The sequence below is a fragment of the Exiguobacterium sp. s59 genome (assembly GCF_018617475.1).
Lineage (GTDB): Bacteria > Bacillota > Bacilli > Exiguobacteriales > Exiguobacteriaceae > Exiguobacterium > Exiguobacterium aestuarii.
This window is the reverse complement of the sequence record NZ_JACSKG010000002.1, coordinates 180,780-200,888: the sequence shown is the minus strand read 5'-3', so window position 1 is coordinate 200,888 and position 20,109 is coordinate 180,780. Positions and strand designations below refer to the sequence as shown.

Annotated in this window: 21 protein-coding genes; 5 read left to right on the top strand and 16 right to left on the bottom strand. The window is 49.4% G+C overall.

Going from position 1 to position 20,109, the window contains the following annotated elements; genetic code table 11:
* Window positions 1-2 precede the first annotated feature (2 nt).
* From KNO91_RS04400 to speE, 4 genes are all read right to left on the bottom strand, one after another.
* On the bottom strand, window positions 3-959 hold the full coding sequence (locus KNO91_RS04400) for a sodium-dependent bicarbonate transport family permease (protein ID WP_214816442.1): 957 nt from the start codon (window positions 957-959) through the stop codon (window positions 3-5).
* Window positions 960-1,176: 217 nt separating this feature from the next.
* Window positions 1,177-1,536, bottom strand: coding sequence for a Na-translocating system protein MpsC family protein (locus KNO91_RS04395; RefSeq protein WP_214786190.1), 360 nt, complete (start codon window positions 1,534-1,536; stop codon window positions 1,177-1,179).
* Window positions 1,537-2,418 (bottom strand): agmatinase, encoded by an 882-nt coding sequence (gene speB / locus KNO91_RS04390; RefSeq protein WP_214786188.1) that lies wholly within the window; start codon window positions 2,416-2,418, stop codon window positions 1,537-1,539.
* On the bottom strand, window positions 2,415-3,254 hold the full coding sequence (speE, locus tag KNO91_RS04385) for a polyamine aminopropyltransferase (protein WP_012727429.1): 840 nt from the start codon (window positions 3,252-3,254) through the stop codon (window positions 2,415-2,417). The genes speB and speE overlap by 4 nt, the downstream gene beginning before the upstream one ends.
* Window positions 3,255-3,455: 201 nt before the next feature.
* On the opposite strand from speE, the gene KNO91_RS04380 reads away from it, so the two are divergent.
* The 4 genes from KNO91_RS04380 to cls all read left to right on the top strand — a co-directional run bounded on the left by KNO91_RS04380 (window position 3,456) and on the right by cls (window position 7,758).
* A complete protein-coding gene (locus KNO91_RS04380) occupies window positions 3,456-4,394 on the top strand; it encodes an EAL domain-containing protein (protein WP_214816439.1) in 939 nt (312 codons plus the stop codon).
* 187 nt (window positions 4,395-4,581) lie between these two features.
* Window positions 4,582-5,766: a chloride channel protein gene (locus KNO91_RS04375; protein ID WP_214792807.1), complete on the top strand. Its 1,185-nt coding sequence runs from the start codon at window positions 4,582-4,584 to the stop codon at window positions 5,764-5,766.
* A gap of 65 nt (window positions 5,767-5,831) precedes the next feature.
* Window positions 5,832-6,182, top strand: a complete 351-nt coding sequence (locus KNO91_RS04370; RefSeq protein ID WP_074035622.1) for a hypothetical protein — start codon at window positions 5,832-5,834, stop codon at window positions 6,180-6,182.
* Window positions 6,183-6,228: 46 nt separating this feature from the next.
* Window positions 6,229-7,758 (top strand): cardiolipin synthase, encoded by a 1,530-nt coding sequence (gene cls, locus KNO91_RS04365; RefSeq protein WP_371816633.1) that lies wholly within the window; start codon window positions 6,229-6,231, stop codon window positions 7,756-7,758.
* Here the strand turns inward: cls and KNO91_RS04360 are convergent.
* The 9 genes from KNO91_RS04360 to ypfJ all read right to left on the bottom strand — a co-directional run bounded on the left by KNO91_RS04360 (window position 7,734) and on the right by ypfJ (window position 16,080).
* Complete coding sequence (locus tag KNO91_RS04360; RefSeq protein WP_251126543.1) at window positions 7,734-8,267, bottom strand: TVP38/TMEM64 family protein; 534 nt, start codon at window positions 8,265-8,267, stop codon at window positions 7,734-7,736. The two genes, cls and KNO91_RS04360, sit on opposite strands and share 25 nt — an antisense overlap.
* 63 nt (window positions 8,268-8,330) lie before the next feature.
* Complete coding sequence (locus tag KNO91_RS04355; RefSeq protein WP_214784869.1) at window positions 8,331-9,608, bottom strand: dicarboxylate/amino acid:cation symporter; 1,278 nt, start codon at window positions 9,606-9,608, stop codon at window positions 8,331-8,333.
* Between the two features lie 157 nt (window positions 9,609-9,765).
* Complete coding sequence (locus tag KNO91_RS04350; protein ID WP_214792799.1) at window positions 9,766-10,269, bottom strand: YwhD family protein; 504 nt, start codon at window positions 10,267-10,269, stop codon at window positions 9,766-9,768.
* Window positions 10,270-10,324: 55 nt separating this feature from the next.
* Window positions 10,325-11,374, bottom strand: a complete 1,050-nt coding sequence (locus KNO91_RS04345; protein ID WP_214786175.1) for a DUF871 domain-containing protein — start codon at window positions 11,372-11,374, stop codon at window positions 10,325-10,327.
* Window positions 11,375-11,434: 60 nt separating this feature from the next.
* On the bottom strand, window positions 11,435-12,808 hold the full coding sequence (locus KNO91_RS04340; protein ID WP_214786174.1) for a PTS transporter subunit EIIC: 1,374 nt from the start codon (window positions 12,806-12,808) through the stop codon (window positions 11,435-11,437).
* A 14-nt stretch (window positions 12,809-12,822) separates the two neighbouring features.
* Window positions 12,823-13,716 carry an N-acetylmuramic acid 6-phosphate etherase gene (murQ, locus tag KNO91_RS04335; protein ID WP_214792792.1) on the bottom strand — a complete coding sequence of 298 codons (894 nt, stop codon included), beginning with the start codon at window positions 13,714-13,716 and terminating at the stop codon, window positions 12,823-12,825.
* A gap of 101 nt (window positions 13,717-13,817) precedes the next feature.
* The gene (locus KNO91_RS04330) at window positions 13,818-14,285 is read right to left on the bottom strand and encodes a GNAT family N-acetyltransferase (protein WP_214816433.1); all 468 of its coding nucleotides are present in this window, start codon (window positions 14,283-14,285) and stop codon (window positions 13,818-13,820) included.
* A complete protein-coding gene (locus tag KNO91_RS04325) occupies window positions 14,282-15,130 on the bottom strand; it encodes a MurR/RpiR family transcriptional regulator (protein WP_214792786.1) in 849 nt (282 codons plus the stop codon). Before KNO91_RS04325 ends, KNO91_RS04330 begins: the two co-directional genes overlap by 4 nt.
* Before the next feature lie 95 nt (window positions 15,131-15,225).
* Window positions 15,226-16,080 (bottom strand): KPN_02809 family neutral zinc metallopeptidase, encoded by an 855-nt coding sequence (ypfJ, locus tag KNO91_RS04320; protein WP_214786165.1) that lies wholly within the window; start codon window positions 16,078-16,080, stop codon window positions 15,226-15,228.
* Between the two features lie 147 nt (window positions 16,081-16,227).
* On the opposite strand from ypfJ, the gene KNO91_RS04315 reads away from it, so the two are divergent.
* Window positions 16,228-16,416, top strand: a complete 189-nt coding sequence (locus tag KNO91_RS04315; RefSeq protein ID WP_012727443.1) for a 2-hydroxymuconate tautomerase — start codon at window positions 16,228-16,230, stop codon at window positions 16,414-16,416.
* 51 nt (window positions 16,417-16,467) lie between these two features.
* On the opposite strand, the gene KNO91_RS04310 is transcribed toward KNO91_RS04315, so the two are convergent.
* From KNO91_RS04310 to KNO91_RS04300, 3 genes are read right to left on the bottom strand one after another with little or no spacing between them, the layout of a single operon-like run.
* Window positions 16,468-17,121 carry a hypothetical protein gene (locus KNO91_RS04310; protein WP_214786163.1) on the bottom strand — a complete coding sequence of 218 codons (654 nt, stop codon included), beginning with the start codon at window positions 17,119-17,121 and terminating at the stop codon, window positions 16,468-16,470.
* A gap of 20 nt (window positions 17,122-17,141) precedes the next feature.
* The gene (locus KNO91_RS04305; RefSeq protein WP_214816430.1) at window positions 17,142-18,728 is read right to left on the bottom strand and encodes a Na/Pi cotransporter family protein; all 1,587 of its coding nucleotides are present in this window, start codon (window positions 18,726-18,728) and stop codon (window positions 17,142-17,144) included.
* 21 nt (window positions 18,729-18,749) lie between these two features.
* On the bottom strand, window positions 18,750-20,045 hold the full coding sequence (locus KNO91_RS04300) for an HD domain-containing protein (RefSeq protein WP_214786159.1): 1,296 nt from the start codon (window positions 20,043-20,045) through the stop codon (window positions 18,750-18,752).
* Between the last annotated feature and the right edge of the window lie 64 nt (window positions 20,046-20,109).

The following is a 20,109-nucleotide window of genomic DNA, read 5'->3' as shown; positions in this document are numbered from 1 at the left end:
ATTCATGTAACGATTGCGATATACAGTGGGATACCAATCAATAAGTTGAACGGGAACGTGACCGCAAGGGAAAGGGTCAAATAAAAGGACGGTTTTGCTTCCGGGACCGATGCTTGTAGCATCGCAGGAGCTGCGATGTATGAACCGCTCGCTGCTAGTGTCATGAGGAGAATCGTTCCTCCTTCCGAAAGACCAGCGACACCCGCCGCCAAAAAGCCAACCAATGCCCCAATCAATGGGAACAGCATTCCCATGGCGACGAATTTCAATCCATATGACGGTACGGTCTTCAATTGTTGTCCCACTTTCACCCCTAAACCGAGTAAAAAGAGGAGCAATACACCCGGGAACAAGTCGACAAAGAATGGTTTGAGCGGCGTCGCGTCTGGTGTCACGAGTCCGACAACAAGACCTGCAAGCATGAGCAAGATGCTCTTTGAAAATAAGCTATCCCGAAGGACAGACAGTGAGCTCGTCTTGCCCGACGTTGCCGTGATTCCCATCACCTGTGTCTGGTTATACAACAATAACGCCACAATCAATCCTGGGATTTCGAGCACGACGACCAATGTCGTCATGAACGGTTCATACCCAATCCCGAGTCGCTCGAGTTGCGTCGATGCGGCCACATAGGTCACGAGCGAGACGGACCCGAACGTCGCAGCCATGGCAATCCGTTCAGGAAAAGTGAACTTCAGGAGACCTCCTGCAAGAAATGCGAGGAGCGGTAACAATATGCCAATCAATAGTGTGACGGTCAGTGGTAATGCGATTTCTTCTAGTGATACCGAGGCGAGTCCCATCCCCCCTTTTAATCCAATAGCGAGTAGTAAGTAAATGTTGAGCGTCGTGCTCAGCGAGTCAGGAATCTTCAAATTCGATTTCCCGACTGCGGCGATTACACCCGTCACAAATAGAAGCACGGGAGCGCTCGTCAATAGAAATACAAACAATTCCATATGTTTTCCTCCTTGGCGACAAAAAAGCGCACACCTAAAGAAGGCGTGCGCTGTATGCCGACGGCTCGAATAATCGCTCCGTCTAGCCGACAACTGTCGGTAAATTAAATTAGTCAGTAGCTCCGTAAGAAGATCTCGAAAGCACGCTTCATAGTGACTCGTCCATTCGCTCCGCTCACGTCTCTGCCTTTTATTTTAAAAAGTCGACGATTCGTTGTCAATCGGTTTGATCCCAAGGTGCATCTAAGCGAAAGACGATGAGACGCTCCCCCGTTTTCGTACTGATGTCCGTGTGGAGCGAGACAATGGAACGACCGAGCACTTGCCCGACAATCGTTTCAAGTTGACTGCGCCCCGATTCGACGAGATTGTTGCGGTACTTTTTCAGTTGCTCGCGACCTGCCGACTTGGTGGCCAAGTCATACTCAGCCGGCGTCAACACCCCTTGGAGCGTAACGATGGCCAGGTCCCGAAGCAGGTCTGCCTTACACGTCAATGACCCGCGACCCAAGTATTCTTTCTCCCATTGGGTGATCCGGGCGCTCAGTTCCATTTCCAGCTGACCTTTTTTCCGCATTTACTTCACGAATCCAATCATCATCTCACGAAGAATTTTTGCTGCCGCGATGGCTGTCATATCCGACTGATCGTATGCCGGTGATACTTCGACAAGGTCTGCACCGATGATGTCGAGATCTGCATTCGCAATCGCGTGTACTGCTTCTAGCAATTCTTTCGTCGAGATGCCACCGATTTCTTGTGTGCCTGTCCCTGGTGCTGCTGACGGGTCGAGGACGTCGATATCGATCGTGACATATACTTTTTTCCCTGCGAGCGTCGGTAAGACGCGTTTGAGTGGCTCGATGACCTCAAATTGATGCATGTTGTAACCAACTTCACGCGCCCACTCAAACTCTTCTTTCATCCCTGAACGGATTCCGAACGAGTAACAGTTCGATGGTCCAATCAAGTTCGCCGCTTTTTTAAGCGGAGTCGAGTGTGAGAGAGGCTCGCCTTCATACTCATCCCGAAGGTCGGTATGTGCATCTAAGTGGATGATGACGAAGTCGTCACCATACACGTCATGCATCGCCTTGATGATCGGCCATGTGACGAGGTGCTCGCCACCCATTCCGAGTGGGAACTTGCCTGCTTTGACGATATCTTTGACGAACGCCTCGATCATGTCGAGCGACTTTGGTGCGTTCCCGAACGGAAGTGGAATATCTCCCGCATCGTACACCGCTGCATCTGCCAAATCACCGTCTAAATAAGGGCTGTATTCCTCAAGTCCGATCGATACTTCACGAATCCGGTTCGGACCGAAACGCGAGCCCGGACGGAAACTGACCGTCCAGTCCATTGGCATCCCATAAAGAACCGTCTTCGCCTCTGTCACCTCTGGGAGACTGGCGATAAATACTTTACCTGAGTATGCTTCATCAAAGCGTTTGATCATTTTGTCAAATCCTCCACGAATTTCGGAAGGACGAATGCCGCGTTATGAAGCTTCGGCGTGTAGTATTTTGTTTCGATGTCATGGAAACGCTCAGCCGATACTTGTTCCGGATCGTACTTCTTCGAACCGATCGTGAACGTCCACATGCCGCTCGGGTAAGTCGGTACGTTCGCCGTGTATAGTTTCGTGATTGGGAAGATTTCCTTCACGTCACGTTGAACCGTTTGGATGAGTTCTGGCGTGAACCATGGGTTGTCCGTTTGTGCGACAAAGATGCCATCTTCTTTGAGCGCTTTCGAAATGCCTGCATAGAATCCTTTTGTGAAGAGATTCGCTGCTGGTCCGACCGGTTCTGTCGAGTCGACCATGATGACGTCGTACTCGTTCTCTGACTTGGCGATATGCATGAAACCGTCACCGACGATGACTTCAACACGTGGGTTATCAAGTTCACCGGCAATGTTCGGCAAGTATTTCTTCGAATATTCAATGACTTTCCCGTCGATATCAACGAGAACCGCTTTTTCAACTGATGGGTGTTTCATGATTTCACGGATGACACCGCCGTCTCCCCCACCGACTACTAGCACATGCTTAGGATTCGGGTGTGTGAAAAGTGGGACGTGTGCGACCATCTCGTGATAGACGAATTCGTCCTTATCCGTCGTCATGACCATCCCGTCAAGTAACAACATCGTTCCGAACTCGTCCGTTTCGACCATTTCTAGTCGTTGAAACTCCGTTTGTTCGCTCTCATAAACGTGGTTTACACGGAACGTAATCCCGTAATCTTCTGTTTGGTGCTCCGTAAACCATAATTTTAATTTTTGGTCCATCGATAGAACCCCTTTCTGTTCAAAAAGTTGTTCGTATGCGAGTGGCGTTTTGAGGCGCTTCTTAATCATACGATAGGAAGTATACAAAACCTGTACCCATTTTGCACGATTTTTTTGAAGAATGATTCCCGAATGTGAGTTTTTTGTGAGACGTGACCGATATACTGAATGAACCAATTTTAAATGGAAAGGTGGAATAGTATGTGGTCACCCTGCGCTTCTTGTAATACAACAATTCCTTTGATTGCTCAAGGGACACTCGTCACGACATTCCAGGAATACCCGTATACATCGTTTGAAGAACTAGATGCACTTCTCACACAAGCAAACGGAATGGTCTACTGTGTTGATCCTGCATCGAACCGTCAGACCCCGCCGCTTGAGGTCGAAGTGTTAAAGGATCAGCTTGCCAATCGGCATATCATTGAACAGATTCAGCACGGCACGTTTGAGAGTCATCTCCAGCCCATCATCTTCCTCGATTCTACGGAAACGTTCGGATACGAAGCACTTCTCCGTAGCGGTGCCAACATCTCGCCTTATGATTTATTCCGGACGGCAAACCGTTTCGGTCTTCATTCGAAGCTCGATCAGCGGGCTCGTGCTGAGGCGATTAAAGCGACATACGAAGTCGTTGCCCCTCACCAAAAGACATTCATCAACTTCTTACCCTCAACGATTTACAACCCGGACTATTGCCTCCAGCATACGTTCGACATCATCGACCGATATGAACTAAGTCCGGACCGCTTCATCTTTGAAGTCGTGGAGACGGAGAAGGTACATGACGTCGATCATTTACAGCACGTATTTTCTACATATAAAAAACGGGGGATGCAAGTTGCATTAGACGATGTCGGTGCAGGCTTCTCGACCATTGATATGTTGAAACGACTCGAGCCCGACTATGTCAAAATTGACCGTTCGTATGTTTCATTTTGTGACGAGGATGCTGAGAAGCGGGAGTTCCTCAAAAAAGTACGTGCTTTGACACACACGATGGGCATCACGCTCCTCGCCGAAGGTGTCGAGCGTATCGAAGAAGCCGATGTGTGCCGTGAGCTCGGATTCGATTTGGCGCAAGGATATTTCTTCGGAAAACCGGCTCCTGCGAAAGAGCACGCCATCAAAACAGCATAAGCACGTTTCTTTATTCCAAGTGTGGGCATCGACTTCGTCGGAAGCCTGCACTTTTTTATTTTCCATGGTGAACAGAACCTATTCCCCACTTCTGTCGGATTTCATTGATTTTTAGGTTTCGGCCATAGGTGTTCAGGAGATAGCATATTATAGAAGATTGATGCGAGCGAAAGAGGTGGAGATGTACATGAAATCATGGATTGTCAGTGGTTATGCCATCGTACTTGGGGTCTTGATCGGTTTAATCAGTTGGATTTTCTTATCTGTCGTGTATAAAGGGATTCATGTTGTATGGCATACGGTACCAGAACAATTTGATTTTCCTTTTTATGTGTTTCTTGTCCCGGTCATCGCCGGTATATGCATCGGTCTATTGCAACGCCGGTACGGTCGAATGCCACGTCTCATGCCTGAAGTGTTAGAAGAACGAAAAGGAACTGGCCGGATTGACTATCGTTTAATAGGCTTCACGACGTTGACCGCCCTTCTCGTGCTCATCGGAGGTGCAAGCCTCGGTCCTGAGGCAGCGCTCGTCGGAATCGTCGGCGGGCTCACAACGTGGTTCTCGGAGCGCATTCGTCACGTCCGTCAAGAATTAGCGGAATTGCAAGAAGTCGGACACGCGGTCGTTCTCGGGATTGTCTTCAATGCGCCGCTCTTTGGAGCAATCGCGGCAGAGGAGACCGAGCAGAAGAGACAACCAATGCTGAACTTGCTTGCGACACTTGCTGGAATCGGGACGTTTTATTTACTCAACCAACTTGACGAACGTCCACCGTTCATCATTAAATTTCCCGCGATTGAAAGTGTCCAACTCGATTGGACGATGTTACTGATGGTTCTTGGCGGCATGGTTCTCGGTTGGCTTTATTTAATCAGTGAACACGCATTGATGCGACTCTTTTCAAACATCCCAATCTTATTGCTCACCACACTCGGCGGTATCGGGATCGGGGGAATGGCTCTCCTATATCCTGACCTCCTCTTCTCTGGAGAAGAAACGATTCTCGAATATGCAGAAGACTGGCAACTCATCCCGCTGTACACCCTTCTTCTCTACAGCGTTTTGAAACTTCTCTTTACGGCCTTCTGTCTCGCGACCGGCTGGCGTGGTGGACATATTTATCCGCTTCTCTTTTCTTCGTTCACGCTTGGCTATTTTTTCAGCCTCTTATTTGAAATCGATATGACATTTTCGGTCGTTCTGACGACGAGCGCCTTGCTTGCGACGGCGATGCGACAACCGCTAGCCATCATCGTGCTACTCGTTCTCTTCTTCCCGCCGAACAGTTGGCTCTATGTATTTGCGGTCGTGGCAATTGTTTCTAAAATTCCACTTCCCTCATTCATCCATTCGCCAGTGAAAGCCTGATTTTAGAAATGAAAAAAAGGGTAATGAATGTATAGTTATGCAATCTGTCGAAAGGAGGAACGGTTGTGAGCGAATACGAAATGGCCATTGAAAACCTAATTGACGCAGTTAGTTCGGATTGGATTAGCATCATTTTAGCTATTTTAGTCGTGATTATGGGGATTGTCGTCTTCATCTACGTCGTCATGACAATCGTCGACATGTTTTTATCCAAGGATATCGTCTGGGGAATCGTTGAAGTCATCGCTCTATTCGTAGGACTGGCGGTGCTCTTGTCCGTCTTCTACTATTGGAATCGGAATCGGGTTAAAGCACAGTTCGGTCTCTTCCTCGTCTTGTTCTCTCTCGCAGTGAATGTATACTTCTTCGTTCGTTACGCGGACGAAATCAACGCTGTCTTGAACAGCGTATACTAAAAAACGAGGGGAATTCCCCCTCGTTTTCATCGTTTATAGAAAGGTGGTGTTTCCTTTGAAACGTCGCGTCATTCAACTCATCATCATGATCATCAGCGTCATCTTGCTCGTCGGTCTCTTGTTTTGGCTCGATGTCCTCATTCCCGTATTAATCGGAATCGCAATCGTCGCACCGCTCGTCGTCGGTTGGCAGATATTATTTGACCAAGTACAGCCCCAAGGGAAGCTCGCCTGGTTATTGACCGTATTCTTTATACCGTTCATCGGTGTGTTGGCATGGGTCATGTTCGGTCGTACGCCGCGTCGCCATCGACGCTTTAAACGAACCTCGTCAGAAATCCGGATGCTAAGGCAAGCGATTGAAAGTGAAAAAATCGAGACTTCTCCCGATCTCGTATCTACTTATCCGCTGACACGTACACTCGAAAAATTAGGAGCAAGCGGTGCGGACGCTCACACGTCGACGACTCTCCTCGTCAACGGCGAAGAAAAATTCGAGGCGTTGTTAGACGCCATCAACAGCGCGACCGACCATATCCACATTCAATACTATTTATTTAGAACCGACGAGATTTCCTTAAAGGTACGAGATGCACTCATCCAAAAATCGAATGAGAACGTCATCGTTCGCTTTTTATATGACGGGCTCGGTAGCCAAGAAATCGGAGAAGATTTTATTCAACCGTTACGGGAGTCCCGTGTCCACGTCCAAGCGTTCGACCCGGTCCTACACCCTTATCTCGTCTTCAATGCCAATTTCCGCAACCACCAAAAATTGATTGTCGTGGATGGACGAATCGCGCTCACAGGCGGGTTGAACGTCGGGGATGAGTATCTTGGGAAAAATGAGAAACTCGGTTTCTGGCGTGACACCCATCTACGCCTCGAAGGTCCGCTCGTCCGAGAACTTCAGCAGCTCTTTGTCGAGAACTGGCTATATGCAGGTCAAGGGACCATTGATGAGACATGGGATCTCTTCGCAGACGAAGAACATCTCTCTCAATACTTTGTAAATGAACCGAAAGGGCAAAACGGAGCGACGCAACTTTTGGTCACGTCACCGGGAAAAGATGTGACCATCCGCGATGGATTGATGCGTCTACTCATGGAGGCAAAAGAGTCGATTTGGCTCACCACCCCATACCTTGTACCTCCGCCTGAACTGTTGGCGATTCTCGAAGTCGCAGGGCGAAGTGGAATCGATGTACGAATCGTCGTCCCAGGAAAAGGAGACGAATGGTTCAGCTTCCATGCGACTGAGTATTATTTTGAACAGTTGCTGAAACGGAACATCAAAATTTATAAATACAATCGCCATTTCATCCATGCGAAAACACTCTTGATTGATGGGAAAGTCGCCCTTGTCGGGTCAGCCAACTTCGACTTTCGGAGCATGTTTCTCAATCACGAGATGATGATCGCTCAATTCGATACGACGTCGATTCAGCAACTTCACGAAGCCTTTTTAAAAGATTTTGAGGAGTCCATTTTAATTGACTGGGCCGTGTTGCGGAAAAAAACGACCGGTAAACGATTTGTCGAGGCGTTTTGTCATATCTTTTCGCCCCTTCTCTGACGCATTCGCCAGACGAGGTAAGCAATCCCGACGAGACCGACCAAGAACAGCTGCCACCCGATCGTCAATTGCATCGCTGCCGTCACCGCAAATCCTTCCATGATGAGGGCAGGCACTTTCCCAATCGTACTTGCGACCGCGAACGAGGCGAGGGTCATACGACTGAACGCTGCCGATAACGTGACGAGACCAGACGGCACGAACGGCATGAGACGCATGCCCAGGACGAGAAACCATGCCTCGGCCCCTGTTGCCTCTCGGAGACGCTGAAACCGGCCGCCGTCCGGGGACGTATAACGATGCAGCGCTTTTCGATAAAGAATGAAACTGACGATGGCGCCTACCGCCTCACCGACAATCGAGACGAGAATACCAGGTACGAGACCGAGGACACTCACGTTGATTGCCGTTAAAAAGGCACTCGGTAAAACTCCGGCTACTGCAATCACACTATTGAGTAAAATACTCATTATTAAAAATAAAGGGAGCGGGAGCAGTTCCCATTCCATAACCATCACTCTTTCTATCTACAAAATAAGGACCATGACGCGTTGTCATGGTCCTTTACTATATCATAGCGATGATGAAGAGGTTGCACCTGCTTCATCCCACGAGTCTTCGTCGACTGGTGGTAGATGTTTTTCTTCTAATTTTGAAACGACAACCGCACATGCCGCATCCCCCGTGATGTTGACAGATGTGCGAAGCATATCAAGAATACGGTCGACCCCAATGATGAGGGCGATTCCTTCTACTGGCAAGTTGACTGACTGAAGGACGAGGGCAAGCATGACAAGCCCGACTCCTGGTACACCCGCTGTCCCAATCGAAGCGAGGACCGCCGTAATGACGACCGTCAACAATTGAGTCATTGTTAAGTCAGAGGCGAACACTTGCGCGATGAAGATGGTTGCGACACCTTGCATGATCGCTGTCCCGTCCATATTGACCGTTGCCCCGAGTGGTTGCACGAACGACGAAATCGAACGTGGTACACCGAGTTTCTTCTGTGCGACTTCCATCGATACCGGAAGCGTCGCATTCGACGAAGATGTCGAGAACGCAAACGTCATCGCTTCATAGAAGTTCTTGAAGAAGAACACCGGGCTCATCTTCCCGATGAAGTAAACGGCTGCTCCGTATACAATCGTGGCGTGTAAGAAGAGTGTCAAAACGACGGCAATCATATACCATGCCATCGCAACGACCGCATCGAGTCCGATGCCTCCGATTGCCGAAGCAATCAATGCGAATGCGCCGTATGGAGCAAGCTTCATGACGAGATGAATCAAGTACATCATGATGCGATCGCCTTGTTTGACGAATTGACGCCATGTCTTCGCTTTGTCCCCAAGGGCAATCAACGCGAATCCAATCAATGCCGCAAAGACGATGATTTGAAGCATATTTCCTTCAGCGAGTGCCGTAATCGGGTTCGTCGGAATCATATTGACGAATGTCTGTACGATATTTGACGATTCCTCGGTCGCTGTTGATTCAAATTCAAGACCTGTTGTTTGGAAGTCCCCACGCTCCCCAGGTTGTAAAACAGATGCGACACCCATCGCCAACATAATGGCGAGTGCTGTCGTCGCTAAGAAGAACAAAATCGACTTCGTCCCGACTCGACCTAGCTCTTTCGGGTCCCCGAGACCCATTACGCCTAAAATAATCGAGAAGAAGACAATCGGCACGACTAACATTTTAATCAGATTCAAAAAGACCGTTCCGACCGGAGATAAAATATACGGATTCACAATCTCATAAATTGAATCCGGCAATCCCGCCAATCCGAGACCAACTACAACACCTAGCGCGAGACCGATTAAGATTTTTTTCGTTTCGCTCATCGTATCACCCTTTCTTTTTTTCACAATGTAGTCAGTATATCATAATACTGAATTTTCATACAATTACAAATGAATATCTCTTCAGTTACATAATTTCCTGTTACTCCCAAAAATGCGAAACAAAAAAGATTGGAGACGAAAAATTCGTCCAATCTTTTTACTCGGCGCTTAAGCGCTCGAGCTCTGCATGAAGTTCAGTCGAGTTCGTCCAAATTTCTGGACGATGTTCTTGTAAGAAATTCGCCAATACGCTGCGGGACGGAGCGTCCATCATGTCGATTAAAATCCGACCCTTCAACGATTTGTCCATTTGATTGACGTGATAAGGCAATAGTTTATAGCCTCGTCTCGCTTCGACATCTACCAACATATCACATGCCGCGACGCCACCATAGTAAAAGCCTTCCGGTTTCCGACCGACCGTCACCCACACGATCCAGTACGGTTTCCCGTTCGGTACCGCCTCTTGGTCCGTCAAAAACTTGATGCGCTTCTCGATGGCTGACTTGGCGTGCATGGCGCCCATATCAATCGTCGCTGTGCCTGCCTCGACGTCAATGATGACCGGGGACATGTTATTTAAGCTAAGCGAACCGACACCAAAACCGCCGTGTCCGTCCGTCGCATCGTCTGAAATGATATTAAAATTAATGTCTTTCATGTTCCACCCTCCCTCTCTACTGTACACAATGATATAGGATGGTGGCAATCCTGAGTCACGTCCAGTCAATTTGGAATCGTCCACCTGGTCCGATGTATTGAACGAGCGGACGGTCCATTTCGATGACTCGACCGATGACATTGACCCGTTCATCCGCGGGCAAATCTCGCTTCGTCACTTGCAGTTCCCCTGCATAACGCCCGTAACGATCGTTGTCGATTGTAATGCTTCCAAACGGTCTTCCTTCTGTTTTTTGCGGTTGAATCAGTTGATCTCCCGGTCGTCCGTATGCTCTCGATTCGACCGAACGGAGGACGTCCCGGGCCGGGTCCATCCGATTCGTATGGAGTGTCGGGAGTGATTTGACACGATGCTCGGAAGTGGCGCGCAGGACGATTACCCCTTCCTCATACGCTTGAAACTGTCGCATCGTCTGCTCTGACACGCACGGGTCGCCAATCAAAATCCGGTCAACCGTGGCTTTTAAATCGATATAACACGAAAGGGGGGACTGATGGCGGTGAGCCTCAAGTGTCGGGAGCGTCTCATGGAGGGGACCGCGTAATTGTTCATCTCCAGGGATGAACGCTTGTACCTTGATTCCTTGCGCATGTAACCACGCATTTCTCTCGTCAAACCAAAGACGGTCGAGCCCCGTCTCAGGTCGCGGGTAAAAATTATGCCACGCTTCAACATTCTCACGTAGTAATCCATGTTGCAACATCTGATCAAGTTCTACTTCTGTGAGCGTACTCGCATTGAGTGCGACCATCATATGGCGTGACAAGTCCGCCACTTGCTTCGGTGTGACGCCATAGTCGACACGTAATCCCGTAACTCCCCACTCTAACAATGTATGGGCATCATCCCAATCTTTCCCGAGCGCCTGTAGAGACGACGGGGCGATATCTGCCACGAGTTCCATCTCAAGCCGTTTTGCCAACGCTCCTAACTGCTGGAGCCGTTCTGTATATAACGTCGAATCGTCTTCCGGAATATGAAGCGACGTGAAGATGCTCGTAAATCCGCTCTCTCGCATGCGTTCAATCCAATCAATGGACGCAGGCGTCAATTCCTCACTTAAGTAAACGGAAATCCCTCTCATCTATTTCCCTCCTCACAAAACGTATAGAAAAAGATGACTCGACCGAGCCATCTTTGTTTGTCAAATCCCGTCTGCCATCTCTTCTTTGAAGCCGAAGAAATAAGTAAACAGGAAACCTGCCGTATAGGAAATCAATAGACCGGCGACGTACGTCAAGTACATCCCGTCGTCAATCAGCGGCGTAAGGGATAGACCCGATACGCCAATTCCGAGTGCGGCCGTCTTCATCGTTGCCTGGAAGGCGCCACCGACTGCTGCCCCGAGACATGCCGTCAAGAACGGACGTCCGAGCGGAAGCGTGACCCCGTAAAGGAGCGGTTCGCCGATTCCAAGGAAGCCGACCGGGATCGCCCCTTTGATAATATTACGGAGACGTGGGTTGCTTGTCTTCACGAAGATGGCAAGAGCAGCACCGACTTGACCGGCACCTGCCATCGCCAAGATTGGAAGGAGCGCAGTCGTCCCGACGGTGTTTAACAATTCTAAATGGATTGGCGTCAAGCCATGGTGTAACCCGACCATGACGAGCGGTAGGAAGAATCCTGCCAATAATGCCCCGGCGACGGGTCCTCCAAATTCAAGCGTCGCATTGATGCCTCGCATGATGCCGTCCGACAACACGCCTGCGACCGGCATGATTGCATAAAGTGCCGTAAACCCGACGATGAGAACCGTGAAGAGTGGTGTAAAAATAATATCAATCGATACTGGCATGAAGCGACGAATGTGTTTCTCGATATAGGTCATGAGCCAACCGGCAAAAATGACACCGAACAATCCACCACGTCCGACGACGAGCGGTTCCCCGTAAATCACGATGTCCGCGAGGAGCGGGTTGAACAAAATCCCCCCAGCAATCGCCCCGAGCACCGGTGTTCCCCCGAACTCTTTCGCCGTGTTCCACCCGACAAGGATGGCTAAGTACGCGAAGACCGTGCTCCCGAGCACGAGTAGAATCTGCATCCACGTCTCTGTTCGGTCGACACCAGCGTTGACCGCAAAGTTTGCCGCGCCGTTGATAATTCCTGAAGCGACGAGACCCGGAATGAGCGGAATAAAGATGTTCCCGAGTCGACGAAGGAAGCGTTTGAACGGTGACTTTTGCTTCTCTTTTACTTTTTGACGTTCGACCGCTGCGCGCTCTTCTAACGTCAAGTTCGCATCCACCGATTCTTCCCCAATCGCGAGACCAGTCTCATGACTCATATAATCCGCGACCCGATTCACCGTTCCTGGACCGACGACGATTTGTAACGTCTCATCATCGATGACCCCCATGACACCATCAATTTTCTTTAAAGCGTCAAGATCGGCTTTCGTTGGATCTTTTAATGATAATCGGACACGCGTCATACAGTGCGCAAGTTGACGAATGTTCTCTTTCCCCCCGACATGTGCGAGGATATCCCGTGCTAAAACCTCTTCTTTCTTCATCTCGATTTTCCCCCTTATAGCGACTCGCGGACAAATCCGTTCGCACGCTCTAATCGTTCGACGGCCTCCTCGTAAGAGACGTCCGCTAAAATCATAACGATCGCCGTTTTGACATGTCCTTTGGATGACTCAAAATAACGCGCGGCCGTCTCCATGTCGACCCCTGTCGCTTCTGCGATCATCCGTTTGGCACGTACTTCTAACTTTTCGTTCGTTGGTTGCACATCGACCATCAAGTTTTGATACACTTTTCCTACTCCAATCATCGACGTCGTCGAAATCATGTTGAGGACAAGTTTTTGGGCCGTTCCTGCCTTCAATCGTGTCGAACCGGTCAACACTTCTGGTCCGGTCTCCACTTCAATCGGATAATCCGCATGTCGGCTGATGATCGCGTCCTGATTACAGGAAATGGCTGCCGTTGTCGCACCGATTTCGCGTGCATAATCGAGACCACCGACCACATAAGGCGTCCGTCCGCTCGCTGCAATGCCGATGACCGTGTCGTCCTCCGTCAGTTGAAGCGCTTTCAAATCATTGACTGCCAATTCCTTACTGTCTTCCGCTCCCTCGACCGCTTGAATGAGCGCTCGTTCGCCGCCAGCGATCAACCCGATGACCTGATTCGGGGACACCCCGAACGTCGGCACACACTCGGCAGCGTCTAAAATCCCTAATCGACCGCTCGTGCCTGCCCCGATATAAATCAAGCGACCGCCTTTACGAAAGGATGCGATGACCCGCTCTACCACTTGCGCGATGACCGGAATCTGATCTTGAATCACTTGCGGAACTTGTTGGTCCTCACTGTTCATGATTGTCAATCGCTCCTCAATCGACATCTCGTCTAGATGCATCGTCCGTTCGTTCCGTCTTTCTGTAGCCAATTTCTCTAGCATCGCCACCATCCTTTCTTCTCTATGGTTTCATCGTACTATATTGAAATTTAAAGTCAATTTATTATTAAATTTAATTGAAACTAAATTTCATAATTGAGTGAAAGAAAAACTCACTCCGTTCGAATGAGTTGTTTCTTCAGGACGTGAACGCGTACCCCTTTGTTCGTGACAGAATCCCTCTCATATACATAGCCGTTCCGTTCCCAAAACCGACGGGCGCGAAGGTTATCCGGAAGGACACCTAACCGAAATACCGTCTGATACGGACGCATAAAATGTTCTTCGAGTTGTTCATACAACGTTTGCGCCAAGCCTGTCCCGTGAAGGACTTCATCGACGACAAACAGTCCGAGCCAAAGCGAGCCGTCCACCGGATGTCGTTTCAACAGGTCCGCGATTGCGACAATCTGCCCATCTTCACGATCAATCAGACTGACGGTACCGTCTTCTTCAAAATCTGCCACATTCTCATCACGAAATTCCTGAATAGACTGTCCATTCAAGAGAGCGAAGGTGTGTTGCCGCATCAAAAAGTCTTCTAACTCCGATCGGTCGTCTTTCGTATACGGTCGAATCATCGGCGCAACTTCACCATCTCATCCCGTGCTTCGGCATAGCGATCGATTAACTCTTCTCCTTTACGGTGAAGGAGACCCATGTATAACGTATCGACAATCGTCAGTTGCGTCATCCGAGAGGCGATGCTCGCGATTCGGAAATCACTCTCGACGTTCGGCGTGCAAAGTCGCACGTCCGCTTCCCGGTAAAGTGGGGACTTGTCCAAGTTCGTGATGGCGATGACGGGCACACGTTTCTTCTTAGCGAAACGAACAAGTTCGAGCACATCTTTCGTCCGTCCCGACGTGCTGATGGCGACGAAGACATCCGATTTTCCTAAATGCGGAATCAACGACAACATGTAATGAAAGTCAGGTGACGTCGTAGCCGCATACCCGAGTTTCGTGAATTTATAATGCGCATCGATGGCCGCGGTCGATGATCCTCCGACCCCATAAAAGACGACACGATTCGCACGTGCGAACAAGTCGATCGCATGTTCGAGTTCCCGTTTATCCATCGCTTCGGCGCACGCTTCGATCGCTGTTTTATTTACATGAATGACTTTTTGAAACGAATCATATGGCGTATCCTTTTGCTGGAGAACGTTGAAGTCCGTCAGTGTCGTCTCGGTGACCGCCAAGTCTTTCACGAGTGCGAGTTTAAACGCTTTAAAGCTATCAATTCCAATCACTCGGGCGAAACGGACGATACTCGCCTCAGACACATCCGTCTTTTGGGCAAGCTCTTTCGTCGTCATATTTGGAATGAGCGTTGAATGGGACAAAATATAGTCCGCGATTTTCTTTTCAACCGCTGTCATATCGTCTTTTGCTAAATCGATTTTCGTAAGTAAGGATTCCATCGGGTCATCCCCTTCCTGCAACTGTTGTTCCTTTATGATAGCGGATTCTTTCCTCATATTCCAATCGGCTAAAAAAGGTCGAGCGCACGCCCGACCTATAAGTTGTTCGTATTGAACGTGTCGCCACCTTGAATCGACCCGTTCTCAAAGCCTCTTTCGAACCAGCGCATCCGCTGTTCTGACGTCCCATGCGTGAACGAATCAGGGGTCACGTAACCGCGAGCCTGTCGTTGCAACGTGTCGTCACCAATTTGATGGGCCGCATTCATCGCCTCTTCGACGTCTCCTGCTTCAAGATAACCAAGTCCTTGCGCGTGATGCGCCCATACGCCCGCGTAATAATCTGCCTGTAATTCGAAACGAACGAGATAGCGATTGAATTCCGTCTCGCTCATCTCATTACGAAGCGGCATGATGTCTTCTGTCGTCCCAAGAAGCGTCTGAACATGATGCCCGACCTCATGGGCGACGACATACGCCATCGCAAAATCACCGGGCGCATTGAAGCGTTGACTCAACTCGTCATAAAAACTTAAATCGATGTACAGCTTTTGGTCGCCCGGACAATAAAAGGGACCGACCGCTGACCCAGCGATGCCACAAGCGGATTCGACTTGTCCCGAAAACAGGACGAGCGTTGGTTCTTGATACGTCATGCCGTTCTCCGCAAAAATGTCCGTCCATACTTCCTCCGTATCTTTCAGGACGACCGCTACGAAGTCCGCCATCTCTTCTTCTCGTGCTGTCCCGGTGTATGTTCCTTCGGATTGAGGCTCACCGAGTCCGATATTATTGACGAGGTCGGTCGGGTTTCCTCCGTTCAATAACGTGAAGACGATGACGAGAATCAATCCGAGACCACCCCCGACCCCGGCAATCCCTTTTCCTCCGATACTACGTCCCCGCCGATCCTCTACGTTCCGGCTCTGTTGTCTCCCTTTCCACTTCATCTCGATTCCTCCTACATTCGCTCTGTGTTGTTTATTACCCCAAATCCGGTAAAAATGAGCTCACGTTTCTCGGTAGATGAGAATTTTCTTTTCTAGAGGAAGGGGATTCACTACAATGAAAGAGACTTCATCTAAGGAGGAATGACCATGCCTTACGTAACGGTAAAAATGCTCCCGGGCCGGACCGTGGAACAAAAACGCGCGTTGATCGAAAAAGTGACGGATGCCGTCTCCGAGACGACGAATGCCCCGAAAGAAAACATCACCGTCTTCATCGAAGAGATGGATGCGACGCACTACGGGCAAGCCGGCGTCATGCACGCGGACAAAAAATAAGTGACGAACGGACTCCTTGAATCGGAGTCCGTTTTTCATCTAAGCACCACGTCAACTATGTATACGTTGAACTTCTTGAATCTTCGTTTTTAGACCATCCAGCACTTCCTCGACGAAAGAATCAACCTCTTCAGGTGACATATATACATATTCATGATGTGGGTCGAACGGGTGCGTCTCATAAAAGGATGTGATGTTTTGAATTTGTTGCGCCGTCTGTCCTTGAGGGAAAAACGGTAACACGTCTTCGAATCCATGGATGTGGCGGAAGTCCGTCCAAAAGATATGATTCGGATGTTTTGCCAGATATTCAAAGTCGATTCCATACCAGTCCGTTTTGACTAAACGGGTATAGTCTGGTGTCCCGACGATCGCCCGTACAATCGGCTCTTCTTTTTTCGCACGGGTCAACCGCACCCAATACTCGTCTGTGACCAGATGAAAATAATAGCCTACCAAATAAGACCATACCGCATCAGATTTTGATGTGTTCCCATCTAAATATGTCTGTTTGAACAGGTCAGCAGATATTCCGTTCTCGGTTTTGAAATGTGTGATTGTTTTCGGCGGTTCTGGACGTCCATCCGCTCCGACCAGCCCACAGTCTGGACCGATATTCCCTACTAAAAAAGGTATGCGCTCAAACGCGGAATCCGTCTCGAGAATCTCCTCCGCGATTCGAAAGTGAGTCACCCATGTTGCCATTCTCATTCCTCCATTTTCCTTCAGTCTTCTCGGTTCATTTCGAACCGTTCACTCGGTACGGTCGGCTTAATCAAGTGACGCGTCGCCCGCCAAATGTGGTAACCGATGCGGTCGAGCCAGAGTAGCACTTGTACTTTTTGAATCGTCTGCTCCATCTCTAGCTGATTCGCAGCCGTTTCTTCTAACAGCTCCGAGCGATGCGCCTTCCGATACTCCGCCAGCTGTTTCGATGCCTGCTTCCACATCTTCGAGTCTTCCGGTGGCGTATGATGGTTCAATTGATGCACAAGGTCGAGTTCGTGCAAGACGAGTTCACGTGCCGCCAAAAAATCGGTGTCCCGCAGTGACTGAACCGGCTCGACTTCTCGCAACACGTATAACCACCGTTCGAGGTGATCAATCGTATGCAACAGGGACAAATGTTGCCCGTAATCGTTCTGCTTCCCGACATCGTCGAGACGAATCGTACTCAAAAAGACACGTACATCGCTCAGCGTCTTATCGACGAGCGTCAACTCATCTTCACGGAGACGTCCCTCTCGAACGAGCAACTCGGTCTCGTTTCCTAAATAGCGTTCGATTTCAAGTAGGGACCGCCGTGCCGCCTCAAGGGCGACGGTCGGGAGTTGAGACATGTTCTTGTCGAGCAGGCGTGTCAATTTTTCTGAGCGGCTCGGAATCAACTTTAAGAGACGTTTTGCAAACGGTTGATAAAGCGGTAAAAACAAAAGCGCCCCTAACACATGGAATGTCGTATGAAATAAGGCGAGGCGTAACAGGTCGTTCCAGTTGAACCAATCGGCTACTCGATTGACGACAAAAAAGAGAATCGGGAACGTTAGCCATCCGATGAGAACGATTGACACGTGGTAGATGGCGTGGCCTAACACGATACGTCTAGCCGACTTCCAGCCCCCAATCGAACCGAGTGCCACGACGAGACTCGTTCCAGCACTTTGACCGAGTACCAAGTAAGCGGCTTGTGGAAGTGTGATCGCAGCTGTCGCAAGGGCGGTCATCGTTAAGACGAGCCCGATTGTCGACGACTGGAGGACAACGGTCATCACAAAACCGATTCCAATGAGGAGTGCTTGTTGAGTGAGACTCATCGACCCGACTGGTCCGAACGAGAACGTCACCGCATCTCCCATGGCATCCTGTAGCGTCCCAATCCCGACAAAAATGAGACCGATACTGACGAATAGAAGCCCGACTCGGCGAAAACGTGGAGCTGAGAGACGAAACGCCATTCCGATTCCGATGAGTGGCAAGAATAATTGACGTACGTCTACATTATAGCCAAGGATGGCGATAATCCATCCGGTCGTCGCGCTACCTACGTTCGCCCCGATGACAAGTGGCAAAGCTTGCGTGAACGTAATCAGACCCGCACTCACAAAGCCGATCGTCATCAACGTCGTCACGGTAGAGGACTGGAATAAGGCTGTCAGCGTCGCCCCAAGTGTCGCACCCGACAGCGAGCCATCAGTGAATTGGTTCAACCGATGACGCAGTCGTGTACCGGCCCACTTTTTGAGCGTATCTGTGAGTAACGTCATCCCGAGCAAAAAAATCCCGATTCCACCAATCAATGTCGCAATCTCCATCGTGTCACGCCCCTTTGCGGGTTATTCGGATTTCAATGTCGACAAGAGCCACGATTTCTCATTCGCATGCTCCCTTAAGTTCAGTAACACATCTTCTGGATAATAAATTTTTTCATCGGATTGTCTCGAGTTCAAAATCGATTGGACGAGCATGGACACTTCCGAAATCTCTTTCCGCTCCCCATCATTCATCTGGAGATAAATGCCTTCATATTTGCCCTGTCCTTTATATAAATCGTACGGCAATTGACTCAGCTGATCTTCGAGTAAATAGTATTTGGGCGGTAATCCGATCTCGTCCATTGTTTGACGTAACCGTTCCATATAGCGGACGCGGTTCGCCTCCGGGAAGTTTTTATATTTCAATAAACGCCGATTCACGAAGCGGCTCGATAAATCGGCTAGAATCGCGTCATCTTCTTCCATCCACTCTTGGAAATAGAAGTAGACGACCGTCTCGTCCAACTTCAGATATTGGTCAAGTGACATGCCGTTTTGTTCGAAAATCGGTAAGAAGTGCTTCGGTGTCATCTTAAACGGATACCCGCTCTCATACAGTTCCTGTGCCCGCTCGAGAATCGCTTTTAAGAGAAGATCGCTCGAACGTGTCGCCGGATGAAGGTACACTTGCCAATACATCTGATAGCGGCGCATGATGTAATCTTCGATCGTATGCATCCCCGACTGTTTGACGACGACTTGGTCTTCATCCGGTCTGAGGACGCGCAACATCCGTTCTAAATCAAACTTCCCGTAACTGACGCCCGCAAAATGCGCATCTCTGAGCAAATAATCCATCCGATCGACATCAAGCTGCGAACTGAGCATATTGACAATCAAGCGGTTCGGGTGCGTCTTATTGATGATGGCGGCCACTTCTTCCGCGAACCCGACACCCATCTCGGACAACACTTGATTGACCTCGGTATCTCCTAGAATGATTCGCTCGGTCCACACTTCATGTCGAACCGAGAAGACATGTTCGAACGCGTGCGAGAATGGTCCATGACCCACATCGTGCAAGAGCGCCGCTGCTAGCAGTAATTCACGGTCGCGGTCATCCCATTCTGGATATTGTTGGAACTGGTCGATCAATTGGCGCGCAATCTCATAGACGCCGAGAGAATGATGGAAGCGTGTGTGCTCCGCGCCGTGGAACGTTAAAAAGGACGTTCCAAGTTGTTTGATGCGACGCAAGCGCTGAAACTCTTTCGTGTTAATCAGTTCCCAAATCAGATGATCGTAGACGTAAATATAACGGTGTACCGGATCTTTAAACACTTTCGATCCAGATAATTGTCCTCGTGACGAGTACATGACATGCCCTCCTACGTTTCGTTATGTTCTAGATTCGACTTCAAACGAATCGTTCCCTCCATGC